This is a genomic window from Cobetia sp. MM1IDA2H-1 (genome assembly GCF_002916775.2).
Classification (GTDB): Bacteria; Pseudomonadota; Gammaproteobacteria; order Pseudomonadales; family Halomonadaceae; genus Cobetia; species Cobetia marina.
The window spans coordinates 1-16870 of record NZ_CM133225.1 but is presented as its reverse complement, the minus strand read 5'-3'; the positions used below and the strand labels follow the sequence as shown (position 1 = coordinate 16870).

The 16870-nt window shown below is 61.6% G+C and carries 13 protein-coding genes; 6 read left to right on the top strand and 7 right to left on the bottom strand.

Going from position 1 to position 16870, the window contains the following annotated elements:
• Complete coding sequence (locus BOH68_RS00065; RefSeq protein WP_103751497.1) at positions 1 to 1134, top strand: glycosyltransferase family 4 protein; 1134 nt, start codon at positions 1 to 3, stop codon at positions 1132 to 1134.
• A gap of 149 nt (positions 1135 to 1283) precedes the next feature.
• Here BOH68_RS00065 and BOH68_RS00060 read toward each other — a convergent pair whose 3' ends face one another.
• The 3 genes from BOH68_RS00060 to rfaD all read right to left on the bottom strand — a co-directional run bounded on the left by BOH68_RS00060 (position 1284) and on the right by rfaD (position 4291).
• A complete protein-coding gene (locus tag BOH68_RS00060; RefSeq protein ID WP_139345498.1) occupies positions 1284 to 2189 on the bottom strand; it encodes a hypothetical protein in 906 nt (301 codons plus the stop codon).
• Between the two features lie 2 nt (positions 2190 to 2191).
• Positions 2192 to 3211, bottom strand: a complete 1020-nt coding sequence (waaF, locus tag BOH68_RS00055; RefSeq protein ID WP_077379719.1) for a lipopolysaccharide heptosyltransferase II — start codon at positions 3209 to 3211, stop codon at positions 2192 to 2194.
• Between the two features lie 123 nt (positions 3212 to 3334).
• Entirely contained in the window at positions 3335 to 4291 is a 957-nt protein-coding gene (rfaD, locus tag BOH68_RS00050) for an ADP-glyceromanno-heptose 6-epimerase (RefSeq protein ID WP_077379721.1), read from the bottom strand.
• A 170-nt stretch (positions 4292 to 4461) separates the two neighbouring features.
• Between rfaD and glyQ the strand changes: the two genes are divergently transcribed.
• The 5 genes from glyQ (at position 4462) to BOH68_RS00025 (ending at position 10234) form a co-directional block, all read left to right on the top strand.
• Complete coding sequence (glyQ, locus tag BOH68_RS00045; RefSeq protein ID WP_103751491.1) at positions 4462 to 5424, top strand: glycine--tRNA ligase subunit alpha; 963 nt, start codon at positions 4462 to 4464, stop codon at positions 5422 to 5424.
• Positions 5421 to 7490: a glycine--tRNA ligase subunit beta gene (gene glyS / locus BOH68_RS00040; RefSeq protein ID WP_077379723.1), complete on the top strand. Its 2070-nt coding sequence runs from the start codon at positions 5421 to 5423 to the stop codon at positions 7488 to 7490. The genes glyQ and glyS overlap by 4 nt, the downstream gene beginning before the upstream one ends.
• 377 nt (positions 7491 to 7867) lie before the next feature.
• Entirely contained in the window at positions 7868 to 8497 is a 630-nt protein-coding gene (gene gmhB, locus BOH68_RS00035) for a D-glycero-beta-D-manno-heptose 1,7-bisphosphate 7-phosphatase (RefSeq protein ID WP_077379725.1), read from the top strand.
• 138 nt (positions 8498 to 8635) lie between these two features.
• Complete coding sequence (gene luxS / locus BOH68_RS00030) at positions 8636 to 9148, top strand: S-ribosylhomocysteine lyase (RefSeq protein WP_077379728.1); 513 nt, start codon at positions 8636 to 8638, stop codon at positions 9146 to 9148.
• A gap of 156 nt (positions 9149 to 9304) precedes the next feature.
• Positions 9305 to 10234 (top strand): alpha/beta hydrolase, encoded by a 930-nt coding sequence (locus tag BOH68_RS00025; protein ID WP_170877495.1) that lies wholly within the window; start codon positions 9305 to 9307, stop codon positions 10232 to 10234.
• A 150-nt stretch (positions 10235 to 10384) separates the two neighbouring features.
• On the opposite strand, the gene gyrB is transcribed toward BOH68_RS00025, so the two are convergent.
• From gyrB to dnaA, 4 genes are all read right to left on the bottom strand, one after another.
• Entirely contained in the window at positions 10385 to 12802 is a 2418-nt protein-coding gene (gene gyrB / locus BOH68_RS00020) for a DNA topoisomerase (ATP-hydrolyzing) subunit B (RefSeq protein WP_077379732.1), read from the bottom strand.
• 19 nt (positions 12803 to 12821) lie between these two features.
• Positions 12822 to 13907: a DNA replication/repair protein RecF gene (gene recF / locus BOH68_RS00015; protein WP_077379734.1), complete on the bottom strand. Its 1086-nt coding sequence runs from the start codon at positions 13905 to 13907 to the stop codon at positions 12822 to 12824.
• 224 nt (positions 13908 to 14131) lie between these two features.
• Positions 14132 to 15235, bottom strand: coding sequence for a DNA polymerase III subunit beta (gene dnaN, locus BOH68_RS00010; RefSeq protein WP_077379736.1), 1104 nt, complete (start codon positions 15233 to 15235; stop codon positions 14132 to 14134).
• A 147-nt stretch (positions 15236 to 15382) separates the two neighbouring features.
• On the bottom strand, positions 15383 to 16870 hold the full coding sequence (dnaA, locus tag BOH68_RS00005; protein WP_077379738.1) for a chromosomal replication initiator protein DnaA: 1488 nt from the start codon (positions 16868 to 16870) through the stop codon (positions 15383 to 15385).

Below are 16870 nucleotides of genomic sequence, written 5' to 3'. Positions count from 1 at the left end.
ATGACCTCTGCTTGTGAGCAGGCGGCGTCGCAAGCTCCGTCTCGGCCGCTGCACGTGCGCCACGTCAATCTGGCCCGCGGCTTTCGCGGTGGTGAACGCCAGACGCTCAACCTGATCGCGGACCTGGCGCGACGCGCCAGCCCGGGAGAGAACGGCGAGCCTGGTACGCCGATCCGTCAGTCGCTGGTGTGCCTGCAAGGCTCGCCATTGATCACCGAACTGGTGGCGCTCAAGTTGCCCGTCACGGTGGACGTGATCGAGATCCACGGGCGCTTCAGGGGCCATCTCGGTCAGCCTCGCGCCGATATCGTGCATGCTCACGAAGCCAAGGCCGTGCACTGGGCGTGGCTGCATCAGCGCCTCACCGGCACGCCTTATCTGCTGACCCGCCGGGTGCCTCAGCCGGTGAAGGACAAGTGGTTCAATCGTCTGACCTATCGCGCCGCCGCCTGCCGGGTGGCGATTTCCTCGGTGATCGAGTCACACCTGCGTGAGCGCCAGTGGGGGGAGACGGCGCTGATTCCCAGCACCCTCGCCCACCTGCCCAGCGATGAGACAGCCGTGGGCAGACTGCGGGAGCGCTTCGGCAATACGCCCGCCGGGGGTCGCTTCGTCGTCGGGCATGTCGGCGCGCTGGTGGACCGCCACAAGGGCCAGCGAGTGCTGATCGAGGCGGCCCGTCAGCTGCGCGACAGTCACCCGCAGCTGCTGTTCGTCTGCCTGGGCGCGGGAGAGGATGAAGCCGCCTTCAAGGCGGAGAGCGCCGATCTGGACAATCTTGTCTGGGAGGGTTTCCACACCAATGTCGGCGACTACCTGGAGGCCTTCGATCTGTTTGCCTTCCCGTCACGCAATGAAGGACTTGGCTCGATCCTGCTCGACGTGATGGACCACGGCGTCCCGATCATCGCAAGCGAGGTGGATGGCATCCCCGATATCGTGCATGACGATGCCACCGGCGTGCTGGTGCCCACCGGCAATGCACAGGCGCTGGCCAGCGCCATCGTGGCACTCGGCGATGACGCACCACGTCGAGAGCGGCTGGTCGCGGGCGCGCGGGCGCATCTGGCACGCTTCACCCCCAGCGCCATGGGCGAGGCCTATCTGGGGCTTTATCAGCGGCTGGCACGCTAGACCGCCTTTCGCCTCAGGCATCTATCCCTGGCGCCTGTCGCCCAAGTACCTGCTGTCGCTCGAACAGAGAGAACGAAAAAGCCCTGTTTCATGTGAAACATCACGATGAAACAGGGCTTTTTCGTTTTTATAAACAACAGGTTATCGGCTCAACTGCCGGAATTTGCATCCTCGAGTCCACGCAGATCCGGCCACCCCTCATCCACTCCCAGCACGGGATAGGTCTTGGAGTCCAGCGGGCCGGGTTCGCTTTCGGGACGACACTCTTGCAGCGCAGCCTGCAGACGCCGCAGAGCCTCATCACCTTCGGCACCGGCGGTCACCTTGTCCCAGAACTCACGATGTACCGCCTTGATGACGACAGGCACGCGGGGCACTCCCACCTGCTGCGCCATCGCCAGGCGATGCAGGCCACGATTGATCTTGAGCAGACGGCCATCACGCGTCACCGCGACGCCCATCTCATCCTTGGTGATGCCCTGGCGGAAGCCATTGGCGGCCATGTCCTGCAGATAACCGCGATAACAGCGCAGGTAACCGAGAATCTGTTCCTCACTGTCCATCAGCAGGCCATCACGCGGCGATGCCCAGGGCTTGCCCGCCTCCAGCAAGGCCTTGAGCTGCTGATAACGCTCGGTCACCGTCAGATCATCACCATGCTCGATCAGGTCACGCATCAGGCGCGAGCGAGAGCCGAAGCGGAAGGCGCCACGCCGCAGGTCCCAGTCACCCTCCCAGATGAAGGCATTCGAGGAAGGCCGCTTGCGCTTGTCACGCCCGAAGTTGACGTCGCGCACCAGTTCACGCGGATTGATCCACAGTGTCAGCGCCTCTGGTCCCATCACGTCTTCCACGGCATGTCGCGGCAAGCCACGCTGCTCAAGCCCCTGATGGCGCGAGCGATGCCGGCACCAGCGCACCAGCCATGCCCGGCTGAACGGCAGTACCAGGTGCTGCTCACACCAGGCACGCCACGCCTCGATACGCTGTGCACGCGTCATCGCCCCACGCATCCGCGGATGGATCAGATCATCCGTCGTACGATTCTTCGGCAAGCTCACCGCTCATCCTCATCCAGCGCGATCGCCGTCAGCAATCGCTCAGGCGCGATGTGATTCAGGCAGTTGGTATGCCCCAACGGACAGACGCGCTTGAAACACGGTGAGCACTCCAGCGCCAGCCAGTGAATCTCGCGATTGGCCGTCAGCGGTGGCGTGTAATGTGGTGACGAGGAGCCGTAGATGCCCTGGATACGGGCCCCTACCGCAGCCGCCACATGCATCAGGCCGGAATCATTGCTGACCACTTCCCGACACTCGGCGATCAGATCCACCGCATCCGCCAGTCGCGTCTTGCCACACAGGTTGTGGACGCCGGCCAGCCCCTGGGCAATCTCCTCACCGGCCGCCACATCCTTGGGACCGCCAAAGATACGCACCTCCGCCCCGGCCTGCGTCAGTGACTCGGCAAGCTCGCGAAAGTGCGCCAGTGGCCACTGCTTGGCCGGCCCGTATTCCGCGCCCGGCATCATGCCGATGATGGGGGCCGGTGGCGCACTCAGGCCCAGCTCCTCGCGCAAGCGCAGCTGATTGGCGCTGTCGGTGACGAGACAGGGTTCGGGGATGCGCTGCGGCGGGTTGGCCTCGTCCAGCGGCAGGCCCAGTGAGGTGAAGCGCTTGACGGTCTGATCGAGGATCGACTTGTCGAGCTTGCGGCACTCGGTGAGCAGGCCGTGGCGCTGCTCACCGGTGAAGCCGACCCGCACTGGAATACGCGCGAAGAATGGCACCAGCGCCGACTTCCAGGAGCGCGGCAGCACGATGGCGCGATCGAAACGCCCGCGCAGCGAGCGCCCCAGTCGCCAGCGCGCCTTGAGGGCGAAGTCGCCATGCCCCGCCGGCAGTGCCAGCGCTTCCTCGACCTCGGGCATGCGCTCGATGATCGGTTGCGACCAGGCGGGCGCCAGCACACTGATCCGGCAGCCGGGCGAGCGCTGCTTCAACGTCATGAACAGGCTCTGCGCCATCACCATGTCGCCGACCCAGCTGGGCCCGACCACCAGAATGCGCTCACTCATGCCTTGCTCCTCTTCACGGCCAACCCTCTTTGCGGATGCGCTTGCCCTGCCCCATCGCACTTGCGATGCAGGCGCCCATGCTCATTCCACACGCGCTCACCCTCAGTCCACACGTGCTCAGACTCAGCGATTCAGCCATTCGAGATAGGCGCGAGTGCCCTGGGCAACGGTCTTGAACTCGACGTTGCAGCCGGCCTTGCGCAGCTTGCCGATGTCGGCACGCGTGAAGCTCTGGTAGCGGCCCTTGAGGTTTTCCGGGAAGTCGATGTACTCGATCTCGCCCTTCTCGTAGTACTCGATGACGGTCTCGGCGATCGCCTTGAACGGCTCGGCACGGCCGGTGCCCAGGTTGAAGATGCCGGAGGCTTCCGGGTGATCGAGGAACCACAGATTGACGTCGACCACATCACCGACGTAGACGAAGTCACGGCTCTGCATGCCGGCTTCATAGCCATCGTAGGCGCCGAACAGCTTCGGGTTCTCGCCCGCCTTCACCTGGGTGTGATGGTGGTAGGCGACGCTGGCCATCTTGCCCTTGTGCTGCTCACGCGGGCCATAGACATTGAAATAGCGGAAGCCGACCACCTGGGTGGTCAGGCTGTCCCAACGCTGGCGCACGTGCTGATCAAACAGCAGCTTGGAGTAGCCGTAGACGTTGAGCGGCCCTTCGAACTCCGGTGTTTCCTTGAAGACCTGGCTGTCGCCATAGGTCGCCGCGGAGCTCGCGTAGAGGAAGGGAATCTGATTCGCCTCACAGAAGTTGAGCAGCACCTTGGAGTACTCGAAGTTGTTCTCGAGCATGAACTGGCCGTCCCACTCGGTGGTATCGGAGCAGGCGCCCTCGTGGAAGATCGCCTCGATCTTCGGCAGCTCGGCATACTCACCCATCAGGCTCGATTGGACGCGAATCAGGAAATCGTCCTTGTCGAGATAGTCGGCAATGGTCAGATCCGCCAGATTGACGAACTTGGTGCCGTCACTCAGGTCATCCACCACCAGGATATCGGTACGGCCGCGATCATTGAGTGCCTTGACGATATTGGCACCGATGAAGCCGGCGCCTCCGGTAACGACGATCATTTGAGCTCCCAGAGCCTCTCAGAGGCTTGTAGGCAATACGCGCGTGCAGGGACGCGACGCATCAGAATTTGGAAATGGCACGCACTCGGTTACGTCTGCGGCCTATAACCCGATAAGCGGGGATTGTATACTTGGCAGTTCTCGAATTCATGGGCCAACGGGCTTCACCAATGACACAGCCAGACGTGAAAACCTTCCAGGGCCTGATTCTGGCCCTGCAGCAATACTGGGCCGAACAGGGTTGCATCATCCTGCAGCCATTGGATATGGAGGTTGGCGCGGGGACTTTCCACCCGGCGACCTTCCTGCGCTCCATCGGTCCTGAAACCTGGAACGCTGCCTATGTGCAGCCTTCCCGCCGTCCCACCGACGGCCGCTACGGCGAAAATCCCAATCGCCTGCAGCACTACTACCAGTTCCAGGTGGTGATGAAGCCGTCACCGGCCAACCTGCAGGAGCTCTATCTGGGCTCGCTGGAGCGTCTGGGCATTGACCCGCTGGTCCACGACATCCGCTTCGTCGAGGACAACTGGGAATCCCCGACGCTGGGCGCCTGGGGACTTGGCTGGGAAATGTGGCTCAACGGCATGGAAGTGACCCAGTTCACCTACTTCCAGCAGGCAGGCGGCATCGAGTGCTTCCCGGTCACCGGCGAGCTGACCTACGGTCTCGAGCGCATCGCGATGTACCTGCAGGACGTGGACAGCGTCTACGACCTGATCTGGACCACCGCACCGGACGGCTCCGTGGTCACCTACGGCGATGTCTTCCTGCAGAACGAGAAGGAGCAGTCCGCCTACAACTTCGAGCACGCTGCCGTGCCGGAGCTGTTCGCTGCCTTCGATCACTGCGAGAGCGAATGTCAGAAGCTGCTGGCGGCCAACCTGCCGCTGCCGGCCTATGAGCAGGTGCTGAAGGCCTCCCACACCTTCAACCTGCTGGATGCGCGTCACGCCATCTCCGTCACCGAGCGTCAGCGTTACATCCTGCGCGTGCGCACCCTCGCCCGCGACGTGGCCCACGCCTATTACGACTCGCGCAAGGCCGCTGGCTTCCCGCTGGCACCACAGGCACTGCGTGACGAGCTGCTCGCCGCCGATGACACCACTACCGAGGGAGACGCGTCAGCATGACCTCCGTGAATACCCTGCTGATCGAACTGGGCTGCGAAGAACTGCCGCCGGGTGCCATCGATGCCCTCGCCGACGGCCTGGCCAATGGCCTGGCCGATGGCCTGCGTGAGGCCGAAGTCGCCTTCGGTCAGGTCCGCGCCTACGCCACACCACGTCGCCTGGCGGTGATGATCGAGTCGCTGGCCGAGCGTCAACCGGACCGCGAGATCGAGAAGCGTGGCCCGGCCAAGGCTGCGGCCTTCAAGGATGGTGAGCCGACCCGCGCCGTGCAGGGCTTCGCTCGCTCCTGCGGTGTCGAGGTCAGTGATCTGATCGAGCTGGAAACCGACAAGGGCACCTGGCTCGGCTATCGTCATACCCAGCCGGGTGAGCATCTTTCCGCCCTGCTGCCGGCCATGCTGGAACAGGTCGTCGCCCGCCTGCCGGTGCCGAAGAACATGCGCTGGGGTGCCTCACGCATCGAATTCTCTCGTCCGGTGCATTGGCTGGTCGCGCTCTACGGCAGCGAAGTGATCGAGGCCAGCGTGCTGGGCCTCGAGGCAGGCCGCACCACCTTCGGTCATCGCTTCCATGCCCCGCAGGCCATCACGCTGGCGCACGCCGAGGACTACCTCGACGCGCTGGAAGATGCCCGCGTGCTGGCCAACCGTGAAGTACGCCGTGAGCGCATCCGCGAACAGGTCCAGGCCGAGGCGGAAGTCTATGGCGCCAATGCCGTCATCGAGGAAGCCCTCCTCAACGAGGTCAACGGTCTCGTGGAATGGCCGGTCGCACTGACGGGCACCTTCGATGAGCGCTTCCTGGAAGTGCCGGCGGAGTGTCTGATCTCCTCCATGAAGGCCAACCAGAAGTACTTCCACCTGCTGGACAACGACGGCAAGCTCAAGCCGGCCTTCATCACCATCTCCAATATCGAGAGCAAGGACCCGCAACAGGTCATCTCCGGTAACGAGAAGGTGATTCGTCCGCGTCTGGGCGATGCCGCCTTCTTCTACGAGACCGACCTGCGCAGCACGCTGGAATCGCGTCGCGAGAAGCTCGAGAGCGTCGTCTTCCAGCAGAAGCTGGGCAGCATGGCCGACAAGGCCCGTCGCAGCGAAGCCGTGGCCCGCCACATCGCGGAACGCATCGGTGCCGATGTCGAGCACGCCGCACGCGCCGCACAGCTGGCCAAGACCGACCTGGTCACCGAGATGGTGCTGGAGTTCCCGGAACTGCAGGGCATCATGGGCCACTACTACGCCCGTCACGATGGCGAAGATGCCACCGTCGCGCGTGCGCTGGAAGAACAGTATCTGCCGCGCTTCGCCGGCGATGCGATTCCCGCGACCAAGGCCGGCATGGCGATCGCCCTGGCAGACCGTCTCGACACCCTGACCGGCATCTTCGGCATCGGTCAGCGTCCGACCGGCGCCAAGGACCCGTTCGCGCTGCGTCGTGCCACCATCGGGGTGCTCAACATCCTGATCAAGGGCGAACTGGACCTCGACCTGCGCGAGCTGCTGACCGTCAGCGCCGAGCAGCATCGTGACCTGCCCAAGGCCGAAGGACTGGTCGAGGACGTGCTCGAGTACATGCTCGATCGCTTCCGCGCCTGGGCCAATGACGAGGGCATGGGTGCCGAACTGTACCTGGCCGTGCGTACCCTGAAGATCAGCAACCCGCTGGACTTCGCGCGTCGTCTGCGTGCCGTGCACGCCTTCGGCGAACGCCCGGAAGCCGCCGCTCTGGCAGCCGCCAACAAGCGCGTCTCCAACATCCTCGCCAAGGCCGAGCACGATGGCCGCACCGAGGTGGACACGAGCCTGTTGAGTGAGCCGGCCGAGCAGGCACTGGCAGAAGCCCTCAAGGCACGTGGCGCGGAAGTGGCACCGCTGTTCGCGGCGGCACGCTACCAGGAAGCCCTCGATACGCTGGCCAGCCTGCGCGAGCCGGTCGATGCCTTCTTCGATCAGGTCATGGTCAACGCCGACGATGCCGCCGTGCGCGCCAATCGCCTGGCGATGCTGGCCAGTCTGCAAGGCCTGTTCATGGGTGTGGCCGACATCAGCCTGCTGACCCAATAAGGGCTGCCGGCCCACGGTGTCCCCGACATCGGTAAATGGCAGTCTCTGCAAAAGAACCCCGCCACGGCGGGGTTCTTTTGCATCCAGCCTCCTCGAAATGACGTATTGCGTGACAGGATTACACGCAATGTGGCCGCGATGTCACAAATTCTGCCTTGATCCCCTACCTAGGTCGCACTAGAATCCAGTATAGAAACAGTGTTCGAAAAGCGTGACAGCCTGTCGCACCCACGCTATTCGGTCACTCGGCGCCATTTGCCCAATCCCCGTGCGAGCGTCATCTTGTGACTTGGCTCACAATTTCCCAGGCAAAGCGGCGACCCCCTGACAAGCAGCCCGGCTGACGCCCCTGACTGCCCTGAGGTGAAGAGTTGACCATGCAAAAACTGATCGTGCTCGACCGTGATGGTGTCATCAATGAAGACTCCGATGCCTTCGTCAAGAATGCCGAGGAGTGGATCGAATACCCCACCTCCATTCAGGCCATCGCTCGCCTGACGCGAGCGGGCTATACCGTAGCCGTCGCGACCAATCAGTCCGGCATCGCTCGCGGCCACTTCGGTCACCGGGAACTCGACCAGATGCACGCCAAGATGATGCAGCTGGTGAAGGAAGCCGGTGGCGATATCGCCCACATCGCCTACTGCCCGCATGGCCCGGATGATGGCTGTGATTGCCGCAAACCGGAACCCGGCCTGCTGCACCAGATTCAGGACGCCCTGCAGATTCCGGACTTCGAAGGCGCCTGGATGCTGGGCGACAGTCTGCGCGATCTGGTCGCTGGCCAGAAGGCCGGCTGTCGCGCCGCGCTGGTGATGACCGGCAAGGGCCAGAAGACACTGGCCGATGGCGAGGGCCTCAAGGACGTGCTGGTGGTCGCCAACCTGGCCGACTTCACCAACCGCCTGCTGGATGGCGAGCTCAACCATGCCATGTCGGATGGTGAGCCGGGAAAGTCCCAGCGCCGCTGCGTGAGCTGTGAAGCCGCTGCCGAGAGCTATCTGTGAGACACACATGCCGCGCGCACTCCCTGCGCCGGCATGTGCTTGCCCCTCTATTCAATAGCGGCGATATGCTACCCTTCAGACATGAATCCGGGCAGGCAACGGCCTGCCCATCTCACTCCCTCATGCTGGAGGCCTCGTATGCCACTGCTGGATAGCTTCACAGTCGACCACACCATCATGAAAGCCCCTGCCGTGCGCGTGGCCAAGAAGATGGGAACCCCCAAGGGCGACAACATCACCGTCTTTGATCTGCGTTTCTGCGTGCCGAATGAAGAGATTCTCTCCGAGAAGGGCATTCACACGCTGGAACATCTGTTCGCTGGCTTCATGCGCGAGCACCTCAATGGTGATGGCGTCGAGATCATCGACATCTCGCCGATGGGTTGCCGTACCGGCTTCTACATGAGCCTGATCGGCGAGCCGGACGAAGCCCGGGTTGCCGCTGCCTGGTCTGCCGCCATGCAGGACGTGTTGAACGTCGCACGCCAGGAAGAGATTCCGGAGCTCAACGTCTATCAGTGCGGTACTGCACAGATGCATTCTCTGGAAGAAGCCAAGCAGATCGCCAGCAACATCCTGTCACGCGATATCGGCATCAATCGCAATGATGAGCTGAAGCTGGACGAAGGCTTCCTCAATCAGGCGCATTGAGTCTTGAGACACCAAGTCTTGAGATACCAAGCCTTGAGGCACCGGACTTGATCAGCCTGTCGAGTGCGCCGGGTCCTTGAACGAAAAAGCCCGCTATCTGACCTGATCAGATAGCGGGCTTTTTTCATGCCACAACATCCCGAGCGAGTGACGCGAATGCCCGATTCCAACAGCCATGCCTTTGATTTCACGACTTTCCTGGCAGACAAGGAAGCGTGGTCAGCACCGAATGAACTCGTCCCCTACCGCTGTCGCGATGGCAGCAGCCTGGGCTGTCGTCACTACCACCCGACGCGCATTCCACCGATCACGACACACCTCATCCTGCTGCATGGTTCCAGTGCTGACAGTCGCTACCTCGCCTCACTGGCAACGCATCTGGCCACTGAGGGGTATCACGTCCACACGCCTGACTTGCGTGGCCATGGCCCGACGCCTGCCCGGCGCGGCGATATCGATCACCCGCTGCAGCTCGAGGAGGATCTTGAAGATCTGATCCGCTCACTGGACCTCCCCGCTGACGTCAGCTTGTGGATCGCCGGGCACTCTGCGGGAGGCGGCCTGGCACTGCGGTTCGCGGCATCCGCTCTGGAAAACGGGCTTGCCGGCATCCCGCTGGCTGGCCTCATTCTGCTGGCTCCCTATCTGGATCACCTCGCCCCCAACATGCGTCGCGATTCCCGCTGGGCACAACCGCGGATAGCACGCATGCTGACATGCATGCTCTTGAACAAGCTGTCCATCCATCGCCTGGATCATCTCGAGGTACTCACCTTCAACATTCCCGCTGAATATCGCGATGCCAACACCACGAGCGCTTACTCCTGGCGCTTGATGACAGGCCTCAATCCTCGCCATTACCAACGAGACCTCGAGACTCTGTCACGGCATCACGTGCCCTTGCTGGCATTGATCGGTGATCAGGATGAGGCGTTTCGCGCCGACCGACTCGAGGAATGCCTGCAGCCGCAACATCCCGCTGCGCACGTCACGATACTCGAGGACGTGGATCATCTGGGGTTGGCGACGGCAACCGTCACGGCAGAGCGTATCGCTGAATGGCTGACAAGCGGTCCGGCAGCTTGAGATGGCCCCGTGCCTCATTCTGTCATCCCCCTCTTCCCTTTCTCATTTCTCCTTTGTGCCGCCTTCTGCACGCTCCAGCTCTGGCAGCAAGGCATAAAAAAGCCCTGATCAAGGATCAGGGCTTTTTTTCAGCTGACGACGATCACGACATCAGACGTCGAGATTGGCCACCAGGGCGAAGCGCTCGATGAAGTCACGACGCGGCTCGACCTCATCTCCCATCAGGGTGTTGAACATCTGATCGGCACCGATCGCGTCTTCGACCGTCACACGCAGCATGCGGCGTGATTCCGGATCCATGGTGGTTTCCCACAACTGATCCGGATTCATTTCTCCCAGCCCCTTGTAGCGCTGGATGCTGAAGCCACGCGCCGCTTCCTTCATCAGCCAGTCAAGTGCCTCGTAGAAGGTGACGACCTCCTTCTTGCGCTCACCGCGTGAGACATAGCTGCCCGCCTCCAGCAAGCCTTCCAGCATGGAGCCCAGCTCGCTGATCTCACGGTAGTCCGCGGACTTGAAGAAATCGACGTCCCACAGATAGTCACTGCTGACACCGTGCGCCGTCAGTGTGACTGCCGGCAGATAGAGGTTGCGCTCACTGTCATGGCTGAGGCTGAAGCTGTAGTGCGGGCCGCCCTCATAGGCGATCAGGTCATCCATTTCCTTCTGGAGACCATCGATCCAGCCCTGCACCATGGCTTCATCCTTCAGTGCCGACTCATCCAGATGCGGGGCATGCACGATCTTGCGCAGCACGGCAGACGGATAGACGCGCGCCAGACGATCGATACGCTTCATCACGCCGCGATACTGATTGACCAGTGCTTCGAGCTGAGCGCCAGCGATACCCGGCGCATCGGCATTGACGTGCAGCTTGCCGCCGTCCAGCGCCGTGGCTGTCAGGTAATCCTGAAGCGCCTGCTCATCCTTCAGATACTGCTCGTGCTTGCCACGCTTGATCTTGTAGAGCGGTGGCTGCGCGATGAAGATATGACCACGCTCGATCAGCTCCGGCATCTGACGGAAGAAGAAGGTCAACAGCAGCGTACGAATGTGCGAACCATCGACGTCAGCATCCGTCATGATGATCACGGAGTGGTAACGCAGCTTGTCAGGATTGAACTCCTCCCGACCAATACCGCAGCCCAGCGCCGTGATCAGCGTGCCGACTTCTGCAGATGACAGCATCTTGTCGAAGCGCGCCTTCTCGACGTTGAGGATCTTGCCCTTCAGCGGCAGGATCGCCTGGGTACGACGATCACGCCCCTGCTTGGCGGAACCGCCGGCAGAATCACCCTCGACCAGATACAGTTCGGAAAGACTCGGGTCCTTCTCCTGGCAATCAGCCAGCTTGCCCGGCAGCCCCGCGATATCCAGTGCACCCTTGCGACGCGTCATGTCACGCGCCTTGCGCGCCGCTTCACGCGCACGTGCCGCATCCAGCATCTTGTTGACGATGGCCTTGGCTTCGTTGGGCTTCTCGATCAGGTACTCGGAGAACAGACGGCCCATTTCCTGCTCGACCGCTGTCTTGACCTCGGAGGACACCAGCTTGTCCTTGGTCTGCGAGGAGAACTTCGGATCCGGCACCTTGACCGAGATGATCGCGGTCAGGCCTTCACGGGCATCATCCCCGGTGGTGCCTACCTTGGACTTCTTGAGCAGCCCTTCCGCCTCGATGTAGCTGTTGAGGGTACGGGTCAAGGCTGCACGGAAGCCCGCCAGGTGAGTTCCGCCATCCCGCTGAGGGATATTGTTGGTGTAGCAGAAGATGTTCTCGGAGAAAGCATCATTCCACTGCATCGCCACCTCGACACCGATACCGTCCTCGCGCTCCATTTCAAAATGGAACACCGGATTCAAGGCTGCCTTGTTGGTGTTGAGGTGATCCACGAACGCCTTGAGCCCCCCCTCATAGTGGAAGAGCTCTTCCTTGCCGCTACGCTCGTCGATCAGACGAATCGCCACACCTGAATTCAGGAAGGAGAGTTCCCGCAGACGCTTGGCCAGAAACTCGTAGTGAAACGCGATGTTGCCGAACGTCAGCGGTGAGGGCTTGAAGCGCACCAGGGTGCCGGACTTCTCGGTGTTGCCGACCACTGCCAACGGGGCCTCTGGCACGCCGTGACGATAGATCTGCTCATGGACCTTGCCCTGACGCCAGATGGTCAGCTTCAGCTCTTCGGACAGCGCGTTGACGACGGATACGCCAACGCCATGCAGGCCGCCGGAGACCTTGTAGGAGTTGTCATCGAACTTACCACCAGCATGCAGCACCGTCATGATGACCTCAGCTGCGCTGACGCCCTCTTCCTCATGAATCTCGGTCGGCACGCCACGGCCGTTGTCGCTGACGGAGACCGACTCATCGGCGTGGATGACCACGCGGACTTCGCTACAGTGCCCTGCCAGCGCCTCGTCGATGGAATTATCCACCAGCTCGAACACCATGTGATGCAGCCCCGTGCCATCATCGGTATCGCCGATGTACATCCCGGGGCGCTTGCGTACGGCATCCAGGCCCTTGAGGACCTTGATGCTCGATGAGTCGTAAGCCTGTTCGCTCATTGGCTTCTCCGTCGTGAAGTCATTCCGTGTGCAGTCGCCCGTGTTCCACGTGAAACATTCTGACATCCGTGCCCGGCAGCCAGACCCGATCCAATGCTTCGGGTTCGACACAGGTCACGAAGACCTGACACTCGAGGCTGGCCAGCAACTGGCAGAAGAGTCGGCGATGTTCGCCATCCAGTTCTGCCGGCAGGTCGTCGATCAGATAAACACAGGTACGTCCGTTCATTTCCTCAAGCAACCGCCCCTGGGCCAGCTTGAGTGCGCTGACGACCAATTTCTGCTGGCCACGGGACAGCACCTCTACCGCAGGGCGGCGCCCGAGACGAATGCGTAGATCAGCGCGCTGCGGTCCGGTCTGGGTAAACCCCATGTGGCTATCGCTGTCACGCCCTGCTGCCAGCACCTCTCCTAGAGAGCGCTTCGCATCCCAGCCACGTTGATAACGCAGACTGAGATCCGGCAGCTCGATCAGCTCAGCGAGAGTTGCCTGAAACAGGGGGGCCAACGCTTGCATATATTCCATGCGCAGGGCATCGAGACGCTCACTCCAATGAGCAAACTCACGATCCCAGACGTTCAATGCCTGAACGTCCATCTTACCATGTCTGAGTAACGCGTTCCGATGTTTGAGCGCACGGCGAACCCGCTGCCAGACATCGAAGAAATCATGTTTCACGTGAAACACGCCCCAATCGAGAAACTCGCGGCGTGCCGATGGCGAGCCTTCCAGCAGCCGGAATGCATCCGGATTGATCAGCTGCAAGGGAAGCGCCTGCGCCAGCTGCGCCACACGCTCGACCTTCTCTCCATCCAGTCGCATCTCGAGGCCATCTGCAGCCTGCTCACGGCGCACTCCCAGCGGGCGAGGGGGATCCCCTGCCAACCGACCGAACAGCGTCATGCCGGGCGTATCGTGCGCGATGGCATGCTTCAGCTTGTGGGTGCGGAAGGAACGTGCCAGTCCCAGCACATGCACACCTTCCAGCAGGCTCGATTTCCCGCTGCCGTTGGCGCCGCTCACCAGGTTGACCCTCGGACCCGGCGCGATATCGACAGGCGCAAGGTTACGCAGGTTCTGGAATTGCAGACGTTCAAGCGCCATGGCGACCTCAGTCAGGACAAATGAAGAAAACGAAGACGATATGCACGTTCAGCCTGTGATCGACACGATGTTTGCCGTGCCATCATCTCTTGGCCCTGAATGTGACGACACCCGCCACCTCACGGGAGAGGATGGCGGGTGTCGTCGGTCATGTGTTGAAGAAACTCGCGAAGACTTTGCGATAATTACGAATCAAGCACATGATTTTTAACGATTTTACACTATTACAGACGCATCGGCATGACTACGTAACGCGCATCACCGCCGCCCGGCTCTTCCAGCAGTGCAGAGCTGTTGGCATCGGAAAGCGTCAACTGGACACGATCCGAATCCAGCACGCCCAGAACGTCGATCAGGTAGCCGACATTGAAGCCGATCTCCAGACCACCGCCTTGATAATCCAGTGCGATGTTCTCTTCGGCTTCTTCCTGCTCCGGGTTGTTGGCCAGCACGCGCAGATTGCCGGCCTCCAGGTACAGGCGTACACCACGATACTTCTCGTTGGAAAGAATCGCGGTACGTGACAGCACCTGTCGCAGCTCGGCACGCTCCGCCACGATGACCTTGTCACCGCCACGCGGCACGACACGCTCGTAATCCGGGAACTTGCCGTCCACCAGCTTGGAAGTGAAGGTGAAGTCGCCGGTCTGCGCCCGGACGTGAGTCCCGCTGACGGTGAGCGTCAGCGGCTCATTGCTGCCGTCCAGCAGACGCGTCAGTTCCAGAATGCCCTTGCGGGGAATGATCAGCTTCTGGGACTCGGCAACACTGATGTCAGCGGCCTGCTCACATACCGCCAGGCGGTGTCCATCAGTGGCCACGGTGCGCACCAGATTGCTGGTCAGTTCCAGCAGCATGCCGTTGAGATAATAACGGACATCCTGCTGCGCCATGGCAAAGGAAGTGGCATCGATCAGATGCTTGAGCGTGCCGCGCGGCAGGCTGATGGTGATATCACCCTGACCATCATCGATGTTGGGGAATTCCGCGACCGGCAGCGTCGAGAGCGTGAAGCGCGAACGACCACTGCGCAGGATGGCACGGCCTTCCTCGAGCGCCAGGATGATCTCGCTGCCTTCCGGCAGCGACTTGCAGATATCCATCAACTTGCGCGCTGGTACCGTCGCGGAACCCGGCTCATCGACACGGCTGGGCTCGACACGCCCGATCAGCTCGACCTCCAGGTCGGTCCCCGTCAATGACAGTTGCTGATCAGACACCTCCAGCAACACGTTGGACAGCACCGGCAGGGTTTGACGACGCTCGACCACACCCGCCACCAGGGACAGCGGGCGCAGCAGGGCTTCACGCGAAATGGCAAATTTCATGGAGACTCCACTCTCTGGAAACGGGAGAAGTGCTTGCCGGTGACCAGCACACACTCATCAAATATTCCGGGCCGTCGCACGACAAGGCCCGGTGCACTAAGCGCCGGACAGGTTGACCTCACCCTCTCGGCGCTGCGTGGCAACGAATCAGCTGGTCAGAAGACGCAGCAGATTCTTGTAGTCTTCGCGAATGTCGGCGTTCTCTTCGCGCAGTGAGGCCACCTTGCGGCAGGCATGCAGCACTGTCGTGTGGTCGCGTCCACCGAAGGCATCGCCGATTTCCGGCAAGCTGTGATTGGTCAGCTCCTTGGCAAGTGCCATGGCTACCTGACGCGGACGTGCCACCGAGCGCGAGCGACGCTTGGAATGCAGATCGGAAATCTTGATCTTGTAATACTCGGCCACGGTGCGCTGGATATTGTCCACACCCACCTGCTTGTCCTGCAATGCCAGCAGATCCTTCAGGGATTCACGGATGAAGTCCTGGTTGATCGCACGCCCCATGAAATGGGAGTCCGCGATGACCTTTTTCAGGGCACCCTCGAGCTCACGCACGTTGGAACGGATCTTCTGGGCAATGAAGAAGGCGGCATCATGAGGCAGGTCGACCTTCGCCTGGTCCGCCTTCTTCATCAGGATCGCGACACGAGTCTCAAGCTCCGGCGGCTCGATGGCCACTGTCAGCCCCCAACCGAAGCGGGACTTCAGGCGCTCTTCGACACCATTGATCTCCTTCGGATAGCGATCCGAGGTCAGGATCATCTGCTGTCCCCCTTCCAGCAAGGCATTGAAGGTATGGAAGAACTCTTCCTGAGAACGCTCCTTGCCGGCAAAGAACTGGATGTCATCGATCAACAGCGCATCCACCGAGCGGTAGAAACGCTTGAAGTCATTGATGGCATTGAGCTGCAGCGCCTTGACCATGTCAGCCACGAAGCGCTCGGAGTGCAGATAGACCACCTTGGCATTCTCGCCCCCCTGCTTGGCCAGATGGTTGCCCACCGCATGCATCAGGTGGGTCTTGCCCAGACCGACGCCACCATAGAGGAACAGCGGGTTGTAGGCGCCACCCGGGTTCTCGGAGACCTGACGGGAGGCGGCACGTGCCAGCTGGTTGGACTTGCCTTCGACGAAGGTTTCGAAGGTGAAATTCGGATTCAAGCCACTGGAATGCTTGAGGCTGCCTTCTACCTGCACCTGCCGCGCATTGCGACGCGGTGCCGCCTCCTGCGCACCGTCACCCGCCATCTCACGCTCTTCTGCGTAATTGCCACGCGGGGGCGTATGCACTGACGGCGCACGCGGGCTCGGCATCTGGCCGGGCGCAGGGGCCTGAGCGGACACCGATGAAGTCGATGCCCCCTCTGGCCGCGGATTGGAGACCGTGCGGCGGCTTCCCACGCTGAGCTCGACCTTGGGCGGTTTGCCCGGAGCAAGCTCACGCAGAAGCTCATGAATCCGCTTGAGGTACTTGTCATTGACCCAGTCGCGTACGAAGCGATTGGGGGCGAGCAGGCACAGCTCTCCGCCGTCACCTTCCTCAGCCTGCAAGGGACGAACCCAGGTGTTGAACTGCTGTGAATTCAGCTCGTCTTGCAGGGCGTCAAGACATTGTTGCCAAAGTGCGAGCGACAC

Coding starts and splice junctions, on each gene's coding strand:
- BOH68_RS00065 (WP_103751497.1), top strand. CDS start 1: ATGACCTCTGCTTGTGAGCAGGCGGCGTCGCAAGCTCCGTCTCGGCCG.
- waaF (WP_077379719.1), bottom strand. CDS start 3,211: ATGAGTGAGCGCATTCTGGTGGTCGGGCCCAGCTGGGTCGGCGACATG.
- rfaD (WP_077379721.1), bottom strand. CDS start 4,291: ATGATCGTCGTTACCGGAGGCGCCGGCTTCATCGGTGCCAATATCGTC.
- glyQ (WP_103751491.1), top strand. CDS start 4,462: ATGACACAGCCAGACGTGAAAACCTTCCAGGGCCTGATTCTGGCCCTG.
- glyS (WP_077379723.1), top strand. CDS start 5,421: ATGACCTCCGTGAATACCCTGCTGATCGAACTGGGCTGCGAAGAACTG.
- gmhB (WP_077379725.1), top strand. CDS start 7,868: ATGCAAAAACTGATCGTGCTCGACCGTGATGGTGTCATCAATGAAGAC.
- luxS (WP_077379728.1), top strand. CDS start 8,636: ATGCCACTGCTGGATAGCTTCACAGTCGACCACACCATCATGAAAGCC.
- BOH68_RS00025 (WP_170877495.1), top strand. CDS start 9,305: ATGCCCGATTCCAACAGCCATGCCTTTGATTTCACGACTTTCCTGGCA.
- gyrB (WP_077379732.1), bottom strand. CDS start 12,802: ATGAGCGAACAGGCTTACGACTCATCGAGCATCAAGGTCCTCAAGGGC.
- recF (WP_077379734.1), bottom strand. CDS start 13,907: ATGGCGCTTGAACGTCTGCAATTCCAGAACCTGCGTAACCTTGCGCCT.
- dnaN (WP_077379736.1), bottom strand. CDS start 15,235: ATGAAATTTGCCATTTCGCGTGAAGCCCTGCTGCGCCCGCTGTCCCTG.